Source organism: Marinomonas polaris DSM 16579 (assembly GCF_900129155.1).
GTDB classification, from domain to species: Bacteria; Pseudomonadota; Gammaproteobacteria; order Pseudomonadales; family Marinomonadaceae; genus Marinomonas; species Marinomonas polaris.
Genome location: NZ_FQVF01000013.1, coordinates 115,119 through 136,163, shown reverse-complemented (window position 1 = coordinate 136,163; position 21,045 = coordinate 115,119). Strand labels below are relative to the sequence as shown.

General features: G+C 37.1%; 18 protein-coding genes. 12 read left to right on the top strand and 6 right to left on the bottom strand.

Going from position 1 to position 21,045, the window contains the following annotated elements; genetic code table 11:
• The 10 genes from BUA59_RS14735 to BUA59_RS14690 are packed head-to-tail and all read left to right on the top strand — an operon-like array spanning position 1 to position 11,080.
• Positions 1-1,125 (top strand): iron-containing alcohol dehydrogenase, encoded by a 1,125-nt coding sequence (locus BUA59_RS14735; RefSeq protein ID WP_072840444.1) that lies wholly within the window; start codon positions 1-3, stop codon positions 1,123-1,125.
• A complete protein-coding gene (locus tag BUA59_RS14730) occupies positions 1,116-3,593 on the top strand; it encodes a LuxE/PaaK family acyltransferase (protein ID WP_072840443.1) in 2,478 nt (825 codons plus the stop codon). The genes BUA59_RS14735 and BUA59_RS14730 overlap by 10 nt, the downstream gene beginning before the upstream one ends.
• Positions 3,594-3,607: 14 nt before the next feature.
• Positions 3,608-4,348, top strand: a complete 741-nt coding sequence (locus tag BUA59_RS14725) for an acyltransferase (protein WP_072840442.1) — start codon at positions 3,608-3,610, stop codon at positions 4,346-4,348.
• Positions 4,345-5,463, top strand: coding sequence for a DegT/DnrJ/EryC1/StrS family aminotransferase (locus BUA59_RS14720; protein ID WP_072840441.1), 1,119 nt, complete (start codon positions 4,345-4,347; stop codon positions 5,461-5,463). Before BUA59_RS14725 ends, BUA59_RS14720 begins: the two co-directional genes overlap by 4 nt.
• On the top strand, positions 5,463-6,362 hold the full coding sequence (locus BUA59_RS14715; RefSeq protein ID WP_072840440.1) for an alpha-1,2-fucosyltransferase: 900 nt from the start codon (positions 5,463-5,465) through the stop codon (positions 6,360-6,362). Before BUA59_RS14720 ends, BUA59_RS14715 begins: the two co-directional genes overlap by 1 nt.
• On the top strand, positions 6,355-7,224 hold the full coding sequence (locus BUA59_RS14710; protein ID WP_072840439.1) for a glycosyltransferase family 2 protein: 870 nt from the start codon (positions 6,355-6,357) through the stop codon (positions 7,222-7,224). The genes BUA59_RS14715 and BUA59_RS14710 overlap by 8 nt, the downstream gene beginning before the upstream one ends.
• A 3-nt stretch (positions 7,225-7,227) precedes the next feature.
• Positions 7,228-8,004, top strand: a complete 777-nt coding sequence (locus tag BUA59_RS14705; RefSeq protein ID WP_072840438.1) for a glycosyltransferase family protein — start codon at positions 7,228-7,230, stop codon at positions 8,002-8,004.
• 37 nt (positions 8,005-8,041) lie between these two features.
• Entirely contained in the window at positions 8,042-8,935 is an 894-nt protein-coding gene (locus tag BUA59_RS14700) for an alpha-1,2-fucosyltransferase (protein ID WP_072840437.1), read from the top strand.
• 41 nt (positions 8,936-8,976) lie between these two features.
• A complete protein-coding gene (locus BUA59_RS14695) occupies positions 8,977-9,945 on the top strand; it encodes a glycosyltransferase family 2 protein (RefSeq protein WP_072840436.1) in 969 nt (322 codons plus the stop codon).
• Between the two features lie 16 nt (positions 9,946-9,961).
• A complete protein-coding gene (locus tag BUA59_RS14690) occupies positions 9,962-11,080 on the top strand; it encodes a glycosyltransferase (RefSeq protein ID WP_072840435.1) in 1,119 nt (372 codons plus the stop codon).
• 2 nt (positions 11,081-11,082) lie between these two features.
• Here the strand turns inward: BUA59_RS14690 and BUA59_RS14685 are convergent, their stop codons facing one another.
• From BUA59_RS14685 to BUA59_RS14660, 6 genes are all read right to left on the bottom strand, one after another.
• The gene (locus tag BUA59_RS14685) at positions 11,083-12,498 is read right to left on the bottom strand and encodes an undecaprenyl-phosphate glucose phosphotransferase (protein WP_072840434.1); all 1,416 of its coding nucleotides are present in this window, start codon (positions 12,496-12,498) and stop codon (positions 11,083-11,085) included.
• A gap of 58 nt (positions 12,499-12,556) precedes the next feature.
• A complete protein-coding gene (locus tag BUA59_RS14680) occupies positions 12,557-13,879 on the bottom strand; it encodes an O-antigen ligase family protein (protein ID WP_072840433.1) in 1,323 nt (440 codons plus the stop codon).
• Between the two features lie 215 nt (positions 13,880-14,094).
• Positions 14,095-14,823, bottom strand: coding sequence for a BamJ family beta-barrel-assembly machinery protein (gene bamJ / locus BUA59_RS14675; RefSeq protein ID WP_084122466.1), 729 nt, complete (start codon positions 14,821-14,823; stop codon positions 14,095-14,097).
• Positions 14,824-15,320: 497 nt separating this feature from the next.
• Positions 15,321-16,667 (bottom strand): PIG-L deacetylase family protein, encoded by a 1,347-nt coding sequence (locus BUA59_RS14670; protein ID WP_072840432.1) that lies wholly within the window; start codon positions 16,665-16,667, stop codon positions 15,321-15,323.
• A gap of 41 nt (positions 16,668-16,708) precedes the next feature.
• On the bottom strand, positions 16,709-17,890 hold the full coding sequence (locus tag BUA59_RS14665; protein ID WP_072840431.1) for a glycosyltransferase: 1,182 nt from the start codon (positions 17,888-17,890) through the stop codon (positions 16,709-16,711).
• A gap of 138 nt (positions 17,891-18,028) precedes the next feature.
• Positions 18,029-18,943 carry a LysO family transporter gene (locus BUA59_RS14660; protein ID WP_072840430.1) on the bottom strand — a complete coding sequence of 305 codons (915 nt, stop codon included), beginning with the start codon at positions 18,941-18,943 and terminating at the stop codon, positions 18,029-18,031.
• 443 nt (positions 18,944-19,386) lie between these two features.
• Here BUA59_RS14660 and BUA59_RS14655 point away from each other — a divergent pair, with 443 nt between their 5' ends.
• Together BUA59_RS14655 and BUA59_RS14650 are read left to right on the top strand one after the other, a co-directional pair.
• Entirely contained in the window at positions 19,387-20,028 is a 642-nt protein-coding gene (locus tag BUA59_RS14655; RefSeq protein ID WP_072840429.1) for a type IV toxin-antitoxin system AbiEi family antitoxin domain-containing protein, read from the top strand.
• Positions 20,022-20,849, top strand: coding sequence for a nucleotidyl transferase AbiEii/AbiGii toxin family protein (locus tag BUA59_RS14650; RefSeq protein WP_072840428.1), 828 nt, complete (start codon positions 20,022-20,024; stop codon positions 20,847-20,849). The genes BUA59_RS14655 and BUA59_RS14650 overlap by 7 nt, the downstream gene beginning before the upstream one ends.
• The last annotated feature ends 196 nt before the right edge of the window (positions 20,850-21,045 follow it).

Here is a 21,045-nt window from a genome sequence, read left to right as displayed (position 1 = left end):
ATGCTAAAGCTCCGCTTCCCTTTACCTGTATTTCGTAATGCACTTGAAATTGCAAACGGAAAAAATTCCCGTATGGCATTGAAAGGTATTAATGCAAATAGAGCCGCTATTATTATAAGCACCTCTTTTAAAAGTTCAGTTTATCATGATCAGGTAATTAGGTTAATAGGTACGCAAAGTGTGAAAGTAATAGAAAAGTCTTGGCAAGGTGAGCCTACAGTTGAGAACTTATCTATAGTCATAAAGGAATTAGAATCCTTTCAACCTGATTATATTATTGCTTTGGGTGGCGGCTCTGTAATCGATGGAGCGAAAATCGCTTGGTTGCTTTATGAATGTCCAACCTTAAGTCTTGACGATTTATATCGACCTTTTTCATTACCCACGTTGCGGGGACGAGCTAAATTTGCTGCGATTCCAACCACTATTGGTTCAGGCTCAGAAGTGTCATCAGCTGCTGTTATGTTTGATGGAGTTTCAAATAGTAAAAAAGCGGTAGTGACACATGATTTTTTACCAGATTTAGTGATTCTTGATCCTGAGCTTGTTGCCGAAGTGCCTAATCATATTTTAAAGGCTACAGTCGCGGATGCTTTATCACATGCTGTAGAGGGATACGTATCCAAGATTGATCATCCATTAATGAATAGTTTTGCAGAACAAGCTGTATCTATTATTTATCGATACAAAAATCAATTGGATCGTGAAAGCTGGGATATTCAGATGATCTCGGATCTACAGCATGCTGCTATGTTAGCTGGTTGGGTTCAGAATCATTGTGTAGTTGGATTATCACACGCTATTGCGCACCAATTAGGTAGCTTTAATATTCCTCATGGTCTAGCTAACGGATTATTAATGCCAAAAGTAATTGAATTTAATTCTAATGATAATACTGTAGCAGAGAAATATGAAAAATTAGCCCGTAATGCAAATATGGTCAGTTCAAGTGACCTATCTAATCTTTTTACCATATTAGTTTCAAATCAAAAAATTATGCTGTCTTTTACTGATAATGAATTGGATATGATAGCGTGTAATGCCCTACTTGATCCTGCTGCTAGGACTAATCCAGTTTTTTTCACCGGAGATGATGTTAAAAAGGTTTTGAAAAAATGTCTATAAATAGTTTTGATTTGACTAGCGTACTTGATGCATATCCATTTGAGCTTCCGGAAGAAGTCAAAAAACCTCTGTTTAAAGCCAATTTGTTAGAAGAGCTAATACATCATTATGATAATAATGAGATGTATAGAAAATTCTGTATGAAGAATGAATTTAATCCGCATTCTTTTCTAGGTGATATTGAAGATATTCCAGCAATACCTGTTCATATATTTAAGGTTTTGGGAAATAAACTTTCATCTGTAAATATGGATTTAATAAAAACTAAATTGCAATCATCTGCAACAAGTGGGATTCCAAGCACAATATTACTAGACAAATTAACTGCAAAACGTCAGACAAGAGCAATGGCTCGAGTAATGCAAGAGGTGTTAGGTTCTAAGAGACGACCTTTTTGTATAATGGATATTGATCCTACATCTCCAAATGCAGGTAATTTAGGCGCACGTATTGCTGCTATAAAAGGTTATCTTAATTTTTCATCATCTTCTAGCTATTTTATCAATGCAAATAGTCTAACAGAACCGCTATCTTTTCTTGAAGAAGCATTTATTAACTATTTAGAAACACTTGAAACTGATGAGCCGTTAGTAATATTCGGTTTTACTTTTGTTCTTTACCATACTGTTTTTAAGCCTCTCAAAGAGAAAGGGCTTCATTTTAAATTACCAAATGGGTCGCAAGTTATTCATATTGGTGGTTGGAAGAAATTAGAATCAGAGAGAGTTGATAAAGAAACTTTTAATCGAGATATTGCCAATGTACTTGGTATTGAGATTTGTAATGTCGTTGATATTTATGGATTTACTGAGCAAATGGGTTTGAACTACCCTGATTGTTCTGCTGGATGGAAACATATACATGCATATTCAGATGTGATTATTCGAGAGGAATCAAATTATTCAGTTTGTGAAGATGGTAAAGTTGGTCTGTTAGAGTTTATTAGTCCGTTACAGCATTCTTACCCTGGAAATGTTGTTCTCACAGATGACCTTGGGTTTACGGAACAGGGTATTTGTGAATGCGGAAAAAATGGAAGACGTTTTAAAATTATTGGTCGAGCTAAAAAAGCGGAAGTTCGTGGTTGCGGTGATATAATGTCAGAAAAAGTGGCGAAAAAAGCTACTGTTAAGCCTCATTCTTCTCAAGATGACCATTTAGTTATTTATCATTCACCTGTGAGGTTGGACAATGATACTGTTCCAACAGATAAGCTAGTTAAGATTTTTAATAAACTAAAAGACAAACAGCGCTGGTTAGCAAATCAGCCATTGGAAGCTATCCTAGGTCTCTTGAACATAGCTCGGATTAAATGGGCTACTTCACCTGAGTTGGATCAATATCGTCATACTGGTTTGTCATTTTTATCAGATTGGTGTGAACCAAATAGGCTAAGACGTTTACTTGATGCTTCTTTGCATGGTCAGCGGGGCTTTTTAGATAATTTTATGCCGCGCAAAGATATTTCTCATAGTTCAATGAAAGCAATGCCTAGAGGGATTGTTTCTCATTGGTTGTCAGGTAATGTTCCTCTTTTAGGTATGTTTGCACTTGTTCAAAGTATACTGAGTAAAAATGCAAATATTTTAAAAGTCTCTGGTGCGGAATCTCAGGCACTACCTGCCATTCTAAATGTATTTAAAGGGTTGGTATACACAACGCCTGGTGGTTACAGCATATCAGGGGATGAGCTATTAGAGTCTATTGCTGTCGTCTATTTCGATCGTTATCAGTATCGTATAGCTGAAAGCTTTTCTTCGAATGCAGATGTTCGTATTGCTTGGGGAGGCAGAGAAGCAATTGAGGCAGTAAGCACTTTGCCTAAGAAGTATAACTGCCAAGATATTCTTTTTGGTCCGAAACTGTCCATGATGGCGATCGGTAATGATGCTTTAGACTCAGACAAAGCTGTTCGAAAACTTGTTCGTCGTGCAGCAACCGATGTTAGCGTTTTTGATCAGTTTGCTTGTGCTTCACCTCATACGATTTTTGTTGAAAAAGGAGGAGTTGTTACGCCATTTGAGTTTGCTGAAAAGCTTGCTGCAGCAATGGATAAGGCTTTATTACGCCTTCCCACTCAATATCCTGATATAGGCCAAGCGAATAAAATTCGCTCCAAGATTGCAGAATATGGCTTCATAGGAGAATCATGGCAGGATGAATATCTTCGATGGACTGTTTTATTTGACGAGAGTATAGGGCTAGTTGAGCCGACCTACCAGCGTGTAATTACAGTTAAAGCTGTAGACAATATTTTTGATATTATTGATCAAGTGCATGAAGATATTCAGACTGTAGGTTTAGCAATGAAGGGAGCTAAGCGCTTAGATTTTGCGAATAAGATTCTATCTCAAGGTGCTATGCGCTGCCCTGATGTTGGTTATATGACGCACTTTGACTCCCCTTGGGATGGTCTTTTTACAATTGATCGACTGGTAAGGTGGGTTTCGCTAGGCGGCCCGATTTAAGAAGGCAATAAATAATGATTCATAATTTAGCTGTAATATATCCAAGTGCAAAAATTGGAAATAATGTATCCATTGGCCCTTTTTCTATAATTTATGATAATGTGGAAATTGGCGATAATTGTAATATAGGCTCACACTGCGAGTTAGGTGTCAAATCAATGAATGATGTAGAATCGCCTTTAATTATATCTAAAAATAGTAACATTAGGTCTGGTTCTGTTTTTTATGAAGGTTCTAAATTTGGCGAGAATTTAACTACAGGTCACAAAATTACCGTTAGGGAGCGTGTAACTGCCGGAAATAATTTACAGCTCGGAAGTTATACAGATATACAGGGAAACAATCAGTTTGGAAACTTTGTAAAAATGCATAGTAATGTTCATATTGGGCAAGGTTGTGTTATAGAAGACTATGTTTGGCTTTTCCCATATGCTCTCATTGTTAACGACCCTCACCCACCTAGTAACATAGAGTTATATTCAACAATCCGGAAGTATACAGTGGTTGGTGCCAGGGTAATCTTGATGCCAGGTACTATTCTTGGAGAAGATGTCCTTGTTGCGGCAGGAAGTATTGTTTCTGGCAGTGTTGAAAATGGGGTGTTAGTTGCAGGTTCTCCAGCAAAGCGCGTGTGTAGAACGTCACAAATTCCTTTGCGAGATGGTTCTAAGAGAGCTGCTTATCCTTGGAGAAGACACTTTCATAGAGGCTATCCTGAACAAGTAGTATTAGAGTGGATGGACGAATTTAAATGATTCCTTTTTTGGACTTAAAAACAATAAATGCTCAATATCGTGATGAGCTGGCACAAGCTTGTGCTCGTGTTATTGATTCTGGTTGGTATGTCCAAGGGACAGAAGTAAAGGAATTTGAACAAGAGTTTGCTGCTTACTGTGGCACTAAACACTGCATTGGTGTTGCCAATGGTCTAGATGCGCTTATCTTAACACTACGAGCTTGGAAAGAGTTAGGAAAATTGAAAGAGGGCGATGAAGTAATCGTCCCAGCGAATACTTACATTGCAAGTATTCTAGCTATTACCGAGAACCGCTTAGTGCCGGTTTTGGTTGAGCCAAATATGGCGACTTATAACATTTGCCCTATTAATGTAGAAGCGGCCGTTACTGAAAAAACACGCGCGATTTTACCAGTACATTTATACGGTCAGATGGCTGATATGCCCGCTATTCTAGATGTAGCAAAACGTCATAACTTATTAGTATTAGAAGATTCTGCGCAAGCGCATGGTGCTAGTATCAATGGAATAAAAGCGGGTAACTGGGGGCATGCGAGTGGCTTCAGTTTCTATCCCGGAAAAAATCTTGGTGCATTGGGTGATGCGGGTGCAGTGACTACAAATGATGATGAGCTAGCTTCTACACTTAGAGCTTTGAGTAATTATGGCTCGCATAAAAAATACGAAAATTTGTATCAAGGCGTCAATAGTCGCTTAGACGAGATACAAGCCGCTATGTTGCGAGTAAAGCTTCGTTATTTAGATATAGAAACTCAACATCGTCGAGAAATAGCTACAACCTATACAATGGGTATTGGCAACTTATCTATAATGTTGCCGATCAGACAAGATTCTGTAATACAAGATCTTGCTCATCATGCATTTCATTTATATGTTATACGAACTAAAGAGCGAGAAGCTTTACAGAAATATTTAGCGGATGAAGGTATTCAAACATTAATTCATTATCCAGTTGCGCCACATAAGCAATGTGCTTATAAGTTATTGAATGAAAAAAGCTTTCCTATTACAGAATCACTTCAACATGAGGTTTTAAGCTTACCTATTTCTGGTTCTCAATCTATTGAAAATACTCAAAGTGTTATCGATGCGTTAAATCGGTGGTGTAGATAATGATCATTGTTAAACCTGTAGGTGGTTTAGCTAGTCAATTGCATAAATATTCTGTTGGTAAAGCTTTAGCATATAAGCATGGGGTTCCATTAAAGTTAGATTTAAGCTGGTTTGAGGACCGTCCTGATACTGACACTCCTTGGGAGTATGTAATTGATAGGTTTGACATTAAAGCTGAAGAAGCATCAGTTTCTGAAGTTAAAAAATTAAAACCTTGCTATTTTTATGTAAAAATAAAACGATTAGTGGAAAAATTTTTTGGAATTGAAATTCCTTTTAAGAGTTATTCAAATAAAAGTTTTTTATCAATTGATGAATTTTTTTCTCTACCTAGTAATCTGTATTTAGAAGGTGAATTTACAGGTTTTAAATATATTGAGTCAATTAAAGATATTATTCTGGAAGAGATTAAGCCGAAAAATAATATTTCATCCCTACAAAAAAAGTATTTAGAATGTTTGATAGATTCAATGCCTGTCGCTTCAATTCACTTTAGGCGTGGTGACTTTATTAGTAATAAAACAGCTGCTAATTTTCATTGTGTCTGTTCAAGTAGTTATTATCATACAGCAATAATGGATTTAGAAGCCCGAATTGGCAAGTATAAACTTATGGTGTTTTCTGATGATCTTGACTGGGTGAAAGAGTCTTTTAATTTTCCTGATAATGATTCTGTTACATATGTTGAAGGGTTACAAGACTTTGAAGAATTTCAATTAATGTCTATGTGTGCGCACAATATTATTTCTAATAGCGGTTTTAGTTGGTTTTCAGCTTGGCTTAATCCATATGATAATATTATTATTTCACCTAAAAAATGGGTTCATGATAAAAATATTAATCAAATAATATTAGATGATTTAGATAGTAGTAATGTGGTGTTTATAGAAAATGAATAACCAAAACTTACCTTTAGTTTCTGTTCTTATTCCGTCCTACAATCATGAGAATTTTATTGAAGAAGCTATTATGAGTGTTCTTCAGCAAACTTATCCTAATATTCAACTTATTGTTGTTGATGATGGCTCTACTGATAATAGTCCATTTATCATTCAGCGTCTTCAAAAGGAATTTGGTTTTGAGTATTATCAGCAAGAAAATCATGGCTTAATTTATACCCTGAATAAATTAGGCTGTTTAGCGAAAGGTGATTACATTTCCCTATTTTCTTCAGATGATGTTTACTCGCTGGAAAAAATTAAAATCTCAGTTGATTTTTTAGAGGAAAACAAACAGTATTCAATGGTTTATTCTAAGATAGCAACGATAAATTCAGAATCTGATATTGTTGACTCTATTGAGGAACGATATAAGCAAGGAAATATTTTTTATAATCTTCTATGTGGCGATTTTTTTATAAACTCTATAACAACGCTTATAAAACGAGATGTTTACTTTAAATTTGATCGAGATGATAGCTATATTGATGATTTTCAATATTGGCTAAAGCTTTCAAAAAATGAAAAAATTGGTTTTATTGATAAAGTTACTGCTTACTATAGAAAACATAATAATCATCTTTCTTCAAATTTAATAAAGATGCAGAGCGCTGAGCGAGAAATAATTGATAAATATTCAGAAGAACCCGGATATAAATATGCGTTAAATGAATGGCATATTCGTTGGATGTCATCTTTAGCCTGTGAAAATAGAGTTCTTGCAATTAAGACATATCTACCTAAATTGATTTCTCTTAGAAATCTTATAAACATACGTTTTTACAAGGCTCTTGTTAGAGTGGTAATTGGCAGAAGAGGCTAATTCATGTCTAAGATAGGCGTTCTTTATATTTGTACTGGCAAGTATGCTGCTTTTTGGGATGGTTTTTATGCATCTGCCAAAGAAAACCTTTGTATAGATTCTCAATTGATTTTTTATGTTTTTACCGATTGTGAAGCATTGCTTAACCTACAGCTTGATGATGTAAGGTTTATTTATAAAAAAAGTGAATCTTGGCCTATGCCTACATTAATGAGGTTTTCAACTTTTTTAAGTCAGGAAAAAAAATATTTAGAAGTCGATTATTTACTTTTTTGTAATGCAAATTTAATTATCGAGCAACCTATAGCTACTGCTGAAATATTTTTTGATAAGCCTTACTTTGCAACTATCCACCCTGGACACGTTGGCAAAGATCCTCAAAAATTTCCATATGAAAAAAATTCTAATTCCTTAGCATATATTAATAATGCAGCTCCATATTATGTTTGTGGTGGTTTTAATGGGGGAAGAAGAGAAGACTTTGTCAAAATGTGCGAATTGTTATCAAGGAATATTGATAAGGATTTAGAGAATAATATTATTGCGGTATGGCATGATGAAACACATTTCAATAAATTCTATAGCGAGAGATTAAACCTCTTTAATGTTTTGCCTGCTAAGTATTGTCAACCACAAGGCTGGCCAGCTAAAGATGACCCAATAATTACTGTACTTAATAAAGAGTTTGTTATTGGTGTTAGTAATAAAGGGGCTTTTTACTCTATTAGATACTATCTTAGTAAACTTTACAGGCGTATTAGATCTATTCTAATAAGTTGACTGTATTTTAATAAGTGGCTACTTCAATGGCGGATAGATGATTATTTCTAAAATAAGTGGGGGGTTGGGGAACCAAATGTTCCAATACGCTACATCTTTAGCCCTCGCAAAGAAAATTAAAACACAATTACTTTTAGATATTACTGAATATAAAGGCTACAAACTCCATAACGGATTTGAGATTTTCTCTGTTTTTGATAAACCTTACAATGTTGATTTTGCTGATCAGATGGCCATTCGTAAGGTTTTAGGTTTTCAGTCAAACCCAACAATTGCAAAAGTTATTAAGAGATATCATCTGGATTTTATTCGAAATAAAAAATGGATTATAGAGCCAAGTTTAGATTATTGGTCTGGTTTTGAGTTTTTATGTGAGAATCAGCTATATCTTGATGGCTATTGGCAGTCAGAGAAATATTTTAAGAGCCAAGAAACTCTTATAAGAGAGTTGTTTAAATTTAATGGCAATCTAGGAAAAGATAATGAAGAGCTACTTAAGCTAGCGGGAGATCGAACTTTGGTGAGTCTTCATGTTAGAAGAGGAGACTATACGAGTGTAACTAATCAAAGCATTCATGGCGTGTGTAGCTTGGACTATTATGGAAAAGCAATAAGATATATTACAGAAAAGATAAAAAATCCGTTCTTTATAATTTTTTCTGATGATATTGATTGGGTACAGGCTAATTTATCTATACCATTTCAGCATGAGTATGCTGTTTTTAATAAAGGTACTGATAGTTATAAGGATATGTGGATGATGAGCTTATGCGATCATAATATTATTGCTAATAGTAGTTTTAGTTGGTGGGGGGCTTGGTTAAATAACAACCCGAATAAGGTCGTGATATCACCTAAGAATTGGTTTGCGTCCGTTAGATTGCAAGAGCAGGCTTACTCTCTCTATTGCGATAATTGGATTAAATTATGATAATTATCGTTTTTTTTATTTGGATGTTTAAATAGTTATTTATGCCAAAAATATCAGTTCTTATGCCCATTTATAATAGTGCCAGTTCTCTAGAAATGGCAGTGAACTCTATTCTAAACCAGTCCTACAAAGACCTAGAGCTTATTGCTGTCAATGATGGCTCTAAAGACGACAGTTTGGAAATTCTAGAGAAAGTTTCTTCTCTTGATAGTCGCTTGAAGGTCTATTCTAAGGAAAATGGTGGAATTGTATCCGCCTTGAACTATGGTATAGATCACTGTAATGGTGAGTTTATAGCAAGGATGGACTCTGATGATATCTCTAAAAAGAATAGGTTTATTAATCAAATCGAACATCTGGAATTCAATAAACTTGATTTGATTGGTTCAAATATTACTACTTTTAAAGATAGTAGCCTTATTAAAAATGAGAAAAAGTACCCAGAAGGCCTAAAACTGAATACACATATTCTTTTCAACTCTCCATTTGCACATCCTACAATTTTTGGTAAGTCTGAGCTTTTTCAGCAATTCAGATATTCTAATGAACTTGGTATCGCTGAGGACTATAAATTTGTTTCTGACCTTTTTATTAATGGTAAGCGATTAGGGAATATTGACAAGAGCCTTTTGTTGTATCGTAAGAGTTTATATCAGCTTACAGTCAGTAAAAAGCAAGAAATTGCCGCTTCTAGGCTAAGAATATCTGAAAATATAATATCAAAAATATGCAGTTCTTGTGACGAGATTATTTTTAAAAGAATTTCTAAGAGGTGCTTTTTAGGCTGTGATACGGAGTTAGATCTTATTAATCAGTTGATTGATGGAGATTTTTTAGATTATGATAGTGAAGTAATTCAATATCATTATTTTGTGCATTGCTTTTATGCATATCAAAGCTCTGATTTTAAAAACGTAGTTTCTAAGAATATTAAACTTTTTTATAGCTTTTTAGGAGCAAAATATCTTTCTTTTTTGCTCGCTTCAAATGTTATTCATCGTTTAAGATAAGTTATATAGGTTTTTTATGTCGAAGAAAATTAAAGTTTTGCAGGTTCTAGGTGACCCAGTTGGTGGGATACGTAAGCATGTTCACGATATAATAACGAACCTTAATAAGGATTTTGATTTTTACTATGTTAGCTCGAATAATGTAGATTTGAGTTTTTCTGATGAAATTAAGCGTATTGATCCAGTTATAAACTCACGTAAGCAGCTAAATATTTCCAAAGAGCCTTCTATCTCTGATTTGAAAAACTTGTTTATTGTTTATTATTTTGTTAAGCGAAATAAGATCGGTGTGATTCATGGGCATGGTGCAAAAGGTGGGCTATATGCACGTATAGTGGGACTTCTATGTGGCTGCAAAGTAATTTACACTCCGCATGGCGGTGCTGCACATGATATGTTTACTCCTTTTAAAGATAAGATTTATAAATCAGTTGAGAAGCTTTTGTATTATCCTACAAATGTTTTTTTATTTGAGTCTCATTACACCAAAAAATCATTCCTTAATAGGATAGGTAGAAAGGGTACCGTAAAATCTGTTGTGAACTTCAATGGCATCGATTTGTCTTCTTATTTGCCTGTCCAATATTCTTCTAATAGTCCTATTGTATGTATTGGCTTTTTTGGAATGTTAAGAAAGGAGAAGGGTGTCCTTTTCTCTTTAGATGTTATTGCGAGGCTAATCGAATTTAACAAGAATATTAGATATCATGTTTATGGTGCTGGTCAGTTGATGTCTCAGGTTCAAGTTAAGATCAATGAGTTAAAAATTGAAAATTTTGTAACTCTTCATGGTGAAACTGAAACTCCTTACATTCATATGCAAAAGATGGATATTGTATTTATGCCATCTATGTTTGAGTCATTTGGCTATGTTGCTGTGGAAAGTATGATTTTTGAAAAGAGCCTTGTTTTCTCTTCAGCGGGGGCGTTGCCTGACACTTGTGAATTTAACAGAGAATATATGTTTGAGTCTGGCTCCGTCAACGACGCTGTCGAGAAGCTTGCATTAGCAATTGATACTTTTGATACGGAGGAGAGTAGAAAGAGATTGAAAGTCGTAGCAAAGATGGCTTCTTCTAAATATTCTATTGGTGGGATGACAAACACGATCCGCAATATATATGAAAATATTTAACTTCACACAGCATTTTTATGTATAAAGCCTTTAAAAATAGTCAAGAAGATGATTCTGAGATCGAACCATACAGACCAGTTTTCAATATAGTATAGGTCGTATTCAACTCTGTTTTCCATTTTGTCTATTGTATCGGTTTCCCCGCGAAAGCCGTTTACTTGTGCCCAGCCAGTGATGCCTGGCTTGACCATATGGCGGCGCATATAAGATTCAACAAGTGTTTTGTAATGTTCATTGTGTGCAAGTGCATGGGGTCTTGGTCCAACAATGGACATCCTACCTTGAAGTACATTGATAAATTGCGGTAGTTCATCTAAAGATGTTCTTCTCATGAAAGCACCGATAGGGGTTATTCTACTGTCCCCTTTTGTTGCTTGTGTTACTTTTCCATCTTCCTCATTGTGAACCACCATAGACCGAAACTTATAAACCTTAAAGTCCTGACCATTGGCACCTGTTCTATATTGTTTAAATAGAATCGGCCCTTTAGAAGTAAGTTTAATAATAATTGCTAAGCTAATTAAAATAGGGCTTATTAAAATCAGAATAAGTAAGGCAAGTATTTTGTCTTCTATTAATTTAAGAAAACGGTTTTTACCTTCGAGCATATGTGAAGTCGAAATGTTTATGACGGGCAAACCAGCAACTTCAGTTACTGATTGATTTAATAATCGAAAGCCAAAGATATCTGGTACCATACGAATCACGATAGATGTGTTGCTTAAAGCGGATTGTACCTGTTCCATCTTTTGTACTTCACTCATCGGAAGAGCAATCCAAACCTGATCTATTTTGTGATTTTTAACTATTTTATCTAGATCATTTAATGTGCCTAGAAATGGTACAGAGTTAATTTCATGTTTATCGGTGGTTTGGTCTTGCGTACTAAGGATCCCTTTTACGACTAACCCCATTTCAGGATGTTGTTTTAGTCGCTCTAGAACCTGTTGTGCTAGCTCTCCATCGCCAATAATAATCACGCTTCTGATGTTGAAACCTTTTGCTCTTAATGCCCCTAGTGACTTTCGAAGCAAAAATCTATAGCTCAATATTGTAGCGGTAGAGGTACATAGCCAACTTACTACCCAAATACGAGAGAATAAATCTGAAGATTGGGTAATAAATCCACTAATGATTAGTAGCAAAAATGTCGTTAATGTTGCACTAAGAACGCATCTTATCTCAGACGTGAATGATGCACCTCGCCATGCCCTATAGGCGCCAAAAAAAGACAGGCTTGCCGCCCCAAGTAACACACCAAGTAGTAGGACATTTTTGTACGTCAAATCAAGGCTAAGGCTTGAAAATCTTAACCAGTAACTTAATAGTCCAGCACTCAATAGACCAAGGCAATCTATTACTCTTAGCATGATACTAAGTGATGTGCTGTGTTCTTTTAATGCTAAACTTTTTTTCACGTATTTCTCTGCTGTTAACTTAGCTGGTCAATAATATTTAGATTTTTAGAACTAAGATTTATGATTTAAAGTTATATTTTGCGCGCCATATTTTAGCCTGTATACCTGTCATAAATATCGTAAAGTAAAAAACACCGGTCCAGAAATTTTGGTAGGCTTCAAAGCAATTCATAATGCTCCAAAAACATAGAAAACTCATAAAGAAATAACCAACTTGTTTTTCTATTTTTCCAACTCTTATTTGTTTGAAAAGACTTTTTGCCATTACGACCCAGATACTGATATAAAAAGCTAATCCTACAATGCCAAAGTTAACCAGCATCTCAATATATATGTTATGCAGGTGCCCAAAATCTTTTCTGATATCATCTGGTAACCATTCTGTTTTTTTCATGACAAGACTTCTGCCATTGCTCCCCCAACCAAATATGGGTTTGGCTTTTATAAAGTCTGTTGCCGCTACCCAGCTATGAAGACGTATACCAAAACTAGAATAGGGCACATCATCAAAGTCTAGCGTGGCAATGGCGCCTAATGCTTCTTTCTCTTCCATGACTCGGTTCACGATAGTGTCGTTGCTTGTTATCGCTATGCTCAAGCCTAACATACCTGCTAGAAATAGACTTAGGGTGACGAACTTTTGCTTTCCTGTTGCTCGATTAAACCGCTTTATGGTGAAGTAGCTGGTCATAAAAAAAGCAGTAATTAGCAACGCGAGCCAAGCTTGACGAGATGAGTTGATGTAGATAATGAGAATACAGTAAGCAATAGCAAGAAAAAGAGGTATTGCTAACCATTTGCTTTTAGTTAGAAGTGTGCGAGTAAAGCATAAAAAGCCTATTAGAATAATGCCAAAGAATAAGCTTGTATGCTGGGCTTGTCGAAGACCAAAAAATACTCGTTCTCCGTCTAGTCCCCTAATAATCTCTGGTATACCTTCACCTGTTACCCAAGGAGATACGAGTATTCCTAGTGCCGCACTACCCCAAATGAGCCAAATGGCATTTTTGCGTTGAGCAACCCACCAAGCTAACGGAATGAAAACAAACCAACGAGTTAACTTATCTAATTTAGGTGAACTTTCCGCCCATTCAGGGGTAACATACTGAGATAATCCCCATGAAATTAATTGAATTATTATTGCCACCCATACAAAACGAAACAGTATGTGGCTGTTGACAACTTTGCCGTATTTAAATAATCCCCAGAAGCCGGTGAGCGTGGCTATAGCGGATGCTACTCCTGCGATCTCAGAGAAGCCTGTTCTTGTGAAAGCATAAAGTGCAATCGAGAAGATTCCTAGGAGGATTAACCAAGTTGGCTGTTCTGCTGGTGTGCGTCGTTTGAATGCATTGGCTAAACTGGTAGAAACTGATGTCATTTTAGGCTCGTGTATTTGGTTTTCTATAAGGGCATATCAATATTAAGTGGCAATTTTTGCGTAATTATACAAAGAGTTATGGGAAGGGGTATATAAGATATTCATCTGAGTAGTCATTTTCTTCAAGAAGGGGGGGTTTTCTTCCCAAAAGTGGCTTAAATAAAAAAATGGCCATCGATAACGACAGCCATTTTTTATTTAATAGAGCAAATAATTTATTTAGTTGCTTTTGGTGCTTCCGGCTTCTCTATATCATGCAGTTCAACAACAAATTTAAGCGCTGCATTTGGTGGAATAGGACCTGTGCCGCCAGGACCGTATGCTAAATCAGCTGGAATGTATAGTTCATATTTAGAGCCAACAGGCATAAGTTGTAGACCTTCAGTCCAGCCAGGGATTACACCATTTAGTGGGAAGGTAATGGCTTCACCACGTTTGTAAGAGCTATCGAACACAGTTCCATCACTTAGGCTTCCTTCATAGTCCACTTTTACTGTATCTGTTGTACTAGGTTTGTCGCCTTTACCCGCAGTGATAACTTTATAAAGCAAACCAGATTCTGTTTTTTTCACGCCATCTTCGGCTTCTTTCTCTTTTAGCCATGCTGCAGAAGCGGCTTTTGCTTCTTCAGATGCTTTTTCTTCTTCAAGCTGAGCTTTTGCCATTTGTTCTTGCTGGTAGTCTTGGATGGTTTTAGTCACTTCATCCATGCTCATTTTGCCTTCTTTGCCAGCAAATGAATCTTGGAAGCCTGCCATAAAGGTTTTCATATCTAGGTCAGAGAAATCCTGTGACATGCGTGAACCAAACATGGTGCCAATGCTGTAACCAAGGCGTTGCTCTTTAGTGTCTAGTTTAATTGAGCTGTCGGCTGCGTACGCAAAAGAAACAGATGACATGACCAGCGCCGCAATAAGAGTTTTTTTCATAGCTATTTTTTTCATAAGAAAAGGTGTTCCATTGTTTGTTGATTTATCACTTAGTGACGTAAAGCATTAAGACGGAGTTCAATTCGCATATTTTTTTACCAGCATTTCATGGGGCGAAAACAAAGCAGGAATAATGGTATACGCCTTGTGCTTTGCAAAATCAGATCCGTCGTTTTTGTTTAACATGAATGTTCTAACATAAGGTTGGCTATTTACGCCAGTTTATATGCGTTCATGTTACCAAAGCGACCCCTTCACCTGCACACTTTGTTTGAGTTACAAAAGATAGAACGGTCTCACAAAGCACAAGACGTAGGTTGAGATTAATCCGCTGTTCTTTATCTATACAATCGCTTTTACAAAAGCATGACGGTGTTTGCTAAAGCAAGTTTGTTTGTTTGGCTCTATTTACAATTTATTGACGTTTCTATGTTAAAGCTTGGGTTCAGGTATTTTGTCGATTCGCGCTTTAGTGCGACAAAATACCTATGATGGGTGTAATCGTTATAAAACTAGTGCTTTTTGTCTTGTTCTATTGAGTGAATCAATGACTGACTAAAGATCTGCCCATCTACAAAAGTGAAGACCTCATTGGCTTTAATGTGTGTTAAGAAATAATTGTGGTAGCCGTAATATTTATAATGACTTTTTAGTACTTTGTTATGCCACCACTTTTTTAGCATCTTCTGAATTCTCGGTTTGCTGCGTAGGTCGTGCATTGAGTCAAAAGATACGACTTTATCTTTTTGTGTTTTTACATCGAGTTGGTGGCTATAACAAGAATAATGGCCAAATATCGATTTAGTGTCATACCATGGTGCTAGCGCAGTTTTAGAGTGCTCTGGGCCGTAAGGGAACTTCTTAATTTTACGCAAATGGTTTACGTACATCAGAACTCTATTTGGCACATGGCTGCTTTTGTTGATAGCTAAGGCTAAGGCATAAGCTGACATAATATGTTCTGGATGAGGGTCTATCTCTGGTTCTGTTACTAGTACAGTTGAAGGCTTAATTTGCTCTAGTAGGCTAGTTAGATCTTCGATTAGTAATTGTCCAGAGCTAATATTCTGTTCATCATTCGGAAGTTTTAGCGTATTAAATGTTCGGCTTATTTGCGGCGTTAGCGCAGGGAAAGCTTTATCGCTTTGTGACTCTTTTGGTGTTTGATAAAGCGATTCTTTGGTTAGATTGAAATAACCAAGGGAAGACAATCGATCAAACTTGACGCCTGCAAGAAGCGGTGTTGTCATGCTATTCCACGCTCTGATTTGTGCTTTTCGCTGCGTCGCATCGCCTATGGTTTCATCTAACCCAGAAATATACTGCCTATCTAAAGACTGGAGGTTTTGGCCTGCATTGATGGTTGTAATCCAAACTTGATCCGCAAAGTCGCTGTATAAGCCATATGCTGCGAGTTCAGCATCGTCTGCATGTGGCGCAATGATAAGGATGGGGCCATCAGCGAGGTTGGGTTTTTTAAAGCCTAAAAGTTTTGCTTCAGTAGGAGCTTTGCAATGTTCGAAAGCCAATTGTAATTGGTGCAATGTTTTGTCTTTAGACAATAGACCACTTAGATTAAGGTGGCGAGTGCCTTCTTGATTAGCTTCAAAGAATTGTGAATGGTCAATCGTATTTTGCTCTCCATTATTAAAAAAAGCGGAAATACAGCCTTGCTTTTTTTTATGAGTAGATTGATAAGGGAACGATAGTAACCAAGTGAATTCATCATGTTTTAACGCTGCGAATCCTGCTTCATCTGCCAGAGTCAAATTAGATATATTACTTGTGTTCTGCTTTTTTAAAAGTACGTCACTTTGCCAATCTGGTTGTAACGCATACTGGTAATCAATTTTTTTCATAAAATAATTCTTGTAAAGTAAGGCAGTCGTTTAATCTAAATTTACTGGGCTGGTAAGTAGGTGTCGCAATATTGTTGCACGATATGTTTTTCGTCAAACTGCGCGAGCGATTGTGCGACGTCTGGACCTAAAAGAACGGAGTCTCCTTGTTTCAAGGCGAGGACGATTTTCTCGGCAAGAGACTCAGGGCTTTGTTCTGCTAAATAGTCACTTAACTGCCCGCGCATAATATCACTAACGCCACCAGGGCAATTTGTTGCAACGACAGGTGTTCCACAAGCCAAGGCCTCAATGAGTACCATTCCCAGTCCTTCACTTTTGGAGCTTAAAACAAAGAGGTCAGCACGCTGATACCAAGGAAATGGATTGCTTTGCTTACCTTTTAGAAAGATACAATCTTCTAATCCTAGTTTTTTGATCTTATTTTCGATTGCGGTTTTTTCTCGACCTTCCCCGACGATAACTAGGTCATGTGTTACGCCGAAGTTGTTGCGTGCGTAATGATAGGCGTCAATTAATAATGGAAAGTTTTTACCACCTACAAGACGACCTAACCCTAAAATATAGGGACTTGTATGGTAATCAATGTTGGCTTCTAGAGCTGATGCTTTTTTCCTAATTTCTTCATAATTATTTGGGTTACTTATGATTGAAATACTTTGACATGAAATAGCGAAGGAGTGAATTAGATCCATAAAAGAGAGCTGCGCTTCTTTTGATATACATACCACATGTCGGTTGGAAAATAGCCATGAAAACATCTGCTTAGATTTAGAACCATACACGGACTGGTTGAGCATACTTTCACAAACGAATACAAAACGAGGATCTTTGAGTGGCCAAATATGTGAAAAAGTGCCTTGCCCACGGAAAATAATAAGATCAAATCGCCCAGCTTCTTTCTCTAATTTTTTGAGTTTATAAGAAAAAGCAATTGCCTCCGCATAGGCAAAAAACATGACGAACGATTTACGAAAAATGACGTTTAATAATTTGGATATTATTAACCAAATAAAACCAATGCCGCTTAGCATCACCATTTTTTGTAAGGCAAACAAATGTATTTTGACATTAGGGTTGCTGGGTGAGACTTCAATCTTACGGTTTTTTAGATAAATAAGATGAGTATTATGGCCTTGTTTCGCAAAGGCATCGGATAAGTTGCAGGCAACTCTCTCCATGCCTCCAATTTTTAAACAATTTACAACAACCGCAACCTTCATCGAATCTCCTAAAAAATGTAAGGCAACGCTGTAAAGTCGCCATTGTGCTATTTCTACTATTGAAAGCTAATACTAAACAACTCAGCATTTAAAAAATATAGTACATAAATTAACGAACTCACTAAATGCTCAAGAAGGCTATTTAATCCCCATAAACAACGGAATAAGAATCGGAACTAGAATGCTCATAATAAAGCCACTGGCGATGCAGACAGGGATGATTTGCGCGCCGTGAAATTTGCCCAGCATGGGTAAGGTGAAATCCATTGCCGTTGCGCCAGAATAACCGACGGACATGTGGCTATTTAGTTGTGCTAAGAACGGAATCAGCATGAGGGCAAGTATCTCACGTCCAAGATCAAGCAAGAAGGCCGTGGTACCAAGTACCGGATCGCCTAAACCCGTAATAAGAATGCCAGATAAACTGTACCAGCCGAAGCCTGAAACAACCGCAAGCCCTTGGTTCCAATTTAGGCCTAAAATTAGGCTGCCAATCCAACCTGCTAACAAGGTGGTGAAAATGGTCACTAGGGCGATAATGACGCCTTGTGAGTTTAAAAAAAGTTTGCGTAGACGATGATTGCCTTGACGAAGTTGGCAACCGATTAAAAAGAGTAAAACATACAGCAAGCCAGTCACTAGTTCGTCGACGCCTGTTAGCCAATCTTTAGCAAAAATACCGACAATTACGCCACCTATGACCCAAGCAATGGTTTTTGCTGCATCCATTAGTGCATGGTTTTTGCTGTCTGATGGACCTTGAGCAAGACTGTCTGCGTGGGTGCCGCCAAAACGCAGACCACTTAGATATAAGCCGGCTAGGCTAAATACGCTGATTAGTACAAAGAAAATAATGGCTTGATAACCTGCAATAAATAGCTTTTCTGCTAAATTGTCTAGCGCACCAAGGCTAAAGCCAATTAAGCCTAGAATAAGGTAAACCAGCTGCTCCAATCCTTTTGCCACACGAGCAGGCGTGAATAGCTTGATATTGACCCAGTAACCAAAGAGTAGGGCGATAAGTAATGGGCCAAGTGTAGTGAGAATAGTCATGCGAGAATGGTCTTCCTAGACAAATCTTTAAATGCTGGAGCGGCATTTTCTCGGTATTGAGATGTAAATACAAGCTTGGGTTTTGGTTTGGTGTGATTCGTTTTTGACGGCCTAAAGGCCGACCTACATTTTAGGTGGTGGTATGTTTTTTTGTGAGTCGTTCTTTAGCGCGTCGAGTTTTTTGGTTTGGTGTGATTCATTTTTGACGGCCTAAAGGCCGACCTACATTTTAGGTGGTGGTATGTTTTTTTGTGGGTCGTGCTTTAGCGCGTCAAGGTTTTGGTTTGGTGTGATTGGCTCTTGACGGCCTGAAGGCCGATTTACAGGTGATTGTTTTTGGTTTGGTGTGACTTGGTTTGTTCTTATTGATGCTTGATATCGTATTTTTTACATGGTTAATCTGATAAAATCCGATTAACCATGTAAAAATGTAGGTTTTTCCAATGAGCGAAGATCTTTTAAAAATGTTTGGTTGTGTGCCTATCCAGCATAGTAGTTTGTTGGCTGTATTGCATGATTACAAAACGCCAAATGACAAAATACATCGTTGGTTGCAACAAGGTTGTTTGTTACAGGTTAAGCGTGGGTTGTATGTCGTTTCGCCACAGATGAGCGGTGAGTTGTGGTCGCTACCGCTGGTTGCGAATGTACTGTATGGACCTTCTTATGTCTCTCTGGATTACGCTTTGTTTTATCATGGGCTGATTCCTGAAGGTGTTGTTGAGGTATCTTCGGTGACGACTAGGCGTTCGAAATTCTACAAAAGTGATGTAGGCCGCTTTTCGTATACTCATTTGCCTTTGCCTTACTATTCGTTAGGCATTATTCAAGTAAAACCAGCTGAAAATGTGAGCTATTTAATGGCGTCACGAGAAAAAGCTCTGTGCGACAGTCTTTTATTAGCACGTAATTTAAGAGTCTATTCTGTTAAAGGTTTGGAGAGTTATTTACAGCAGGACTTGCGGTTGGACTTTTCTGAGTTGGCGCAGTTTGATATTGCTTTAGTAAAAAAGCTCGCAGAGAGCGGAACTAAGGCTGCTTTATTAGGGCTATTGGTTACCTTATTGGAGTCATTATCATGTTAAAGCAAATGCTACAAAAATATTCACTTTCCAGTGAGGCTGAAGCGGACCAAGCGCTACGCGAAGTCATGCAAGAAATTGCGTTGGCTGGGCTGTATCGAGGTGGTTTTTTTCAAAAAGCGGCATTTTACGGCGGCACCTGTTTACGTATTTTTCATGGTTTGCCTCGCTTTTCTGAAGATTTAGATTTTTCATTACTTGCGCCTGATCATTGCTTTACACTTGACCCTTATTTTAAGGCTGTTAAAGACGAGTTCATATCGCTTGGTATTGAGGTTGATATTACTCAAAAAACTAGAAAGTCGACCAATCAGATTGAATCTGCTTTTTTGAAAAGTCATAGTCAAATTTTTGATATTTCGTTGATGACAGATCGGCCTGTTAAGATCAAGTTTGAAGTCGATATTGATCCACCATTGGGTTTTGCTACAGAAGAGAAGTTGTTATTGGAACCTTTTTCATTTTATGTGAAGTGTTTCCGGCCATCTGATTTATTTGCCGGTAAGATGCATGCTCTGCTATTTAGGCCGTGGCTCAATAGGGTAAAAGGCCGTGATTGGTATGATTTCGAATGGTACGTTCGACGTGGTATCCCTATCAATCTCTCTCATTTTGCCAATAGAGCTAGGCAAAGCGGTGATATAATTGATATTGATTTGAATGAAGAGACCTTTAAACAATTGCTCGCTAGCAAAATTACACAACTGGATATAGTCAGTGCTAAACAAGATATTGTCCGGTTCATTAAGTATCCTGATTCGTTGACGTTATGGTCTGTGGATTACTTTCTGCAAATTACGGAAAAATTAAAAGTCGTGAAGTGATGGTAATTTGATTGGTAGATATAAGTGTAGGTCGTGCTTTAGCGCGCCAAGGTTTTAGTTTGGTGTGATCGGGCTTTTGACGGCCTGAAGGCCGACCTAAATTTTAGATGGTGGTATGTTTTTTTGTAGGTCGTGCTTTAGCGCGTCAAGGTTTTTGGTTTGGTGATATCGGGCTCTTGACGGCCTGAAGGCCGAC

Excerpts from the sequence above, each read along its gene's own strand:
- BUA59_RS14735 (WP_072840444.1), top strand. The coding sequence starts at position 1 with ATGCTAAAGCTCCGCTTCCCTTTACCTGTATTTCGTAATGCACTTGAA.
- BUA59_RS14730 (WP_072840443.1), top strand. The coding sequence starts at position 1,116 with ATGTCTATAAATAGTTTTGATTTGACTAGCGTACTTGATGCATATCCA.
- BUA59_RS14725 (WP_072840442.1), top strand. The coding sequence starts at position 3,608 with ATGATTCATAATTTAGCTGTAATATATCCAAGTGCAAAAATTGGAAAT.
- BUA59_RS14720 (WP_072840441.1), top strand. The coding sequence starts at position 4,345 with ATGATTCCTTTTTTGGACTTAAAAACAATAAATGCTCAATATCGTGAT.
- BUA59_RS14715 (WP_072840440.1), top strand. The coding sequence starts at position 5,463 with ATGATCATTGTTAAACCTGTAGGTGGTTTAGCTAGTCAATTGCATAAA.
- BUA59_RS14710 (WP_072840439.1), top strand. The coding sequence starts at position 6,355 with ATGAATAACCAAAACTTACCTTTAGTTTCTGTTCTTATTCCGTCCTAC.
- BUA59_RS14705 (WP_072840438.1), top strand. The coding sequence starts at position 7,228 with ATGTCTAAGATAGGCGTTCTTTATATTTGTACTGGCAAGTATGCTGCT.
- BUA59_RS14700 (WP_072840437.1), top strand. The coding sequence starts at position 8,042 with ATGATTATTTCTAAAATAAGTGGGGGGTTGGGGAACCAAATGTTCCAA.
- BUA59_RS14695 (WP_072840436.1), top strand. The coding sequence starts at position 8,977 with ATGCCAAAAATATCAGTTCTTATGCCCATTTATAATAGTGCCAGTTCT.
- BUA59_RS14690 (WP_072840435.1), top strand. The coding sequence starts at position 9,962 with ATGTCGAAGAAAATTAAAGTTTTGCAGGTTCTAGGTGACCCAGTTGGT.
- BUA59_RS14680 (WP_072840433.1), bottom strand. The coding sequence starts at position 13,879 with ATGACATCAGTTTCTACCAGTTTAGCCAATGCATTCAAACGACGCACA.
- bamJ (WP_084122466.1), bottom strand. The coding sequence starts at position 14,823 with ATGAAAAAAATAGCTATGAAAAAAACTCTTATTGCGGCGCTGGTCATG.
- BUA59_RS14670 (WP_072840432.1), bottom strand. The coding sequence starts at position 16,667 with ATGAAAAAAATTGATTACCAGTATGCGTTACAACCAGATTGGCAAAGT.
- BUA59_RS14665 (WP_072840431.1), bottom strand. The coding sequence starts at position 17,890 with ATGAAGGTTGCGGTTGTTGTAAATTGTTTAAAAATTGGAGGCATGGAG.
- BUA59_RS14660 (WP_072840430.1), bottom strand. The coding sequence starts at position 18,943 with ATGACTATTCTCACTACACTTGGCCCATTACTTATCGCCCTACTCTTT.
- BUA59_RS14655 (WP_072840429.1), top strand. The coding sequence starts at position 19,387 with ATGAGCGAAGATCTTTTAAAAATGTTTGGTTGTGTGCCTATCCAGCAT.
- BUA59_RS14650 (WP_072840428.1), top strand. The coding sequence starts at position 20,022 with ATGTTAAAGCAAATGCTACAAAAATATTCACTTTCCAGTGAGGCTGAA.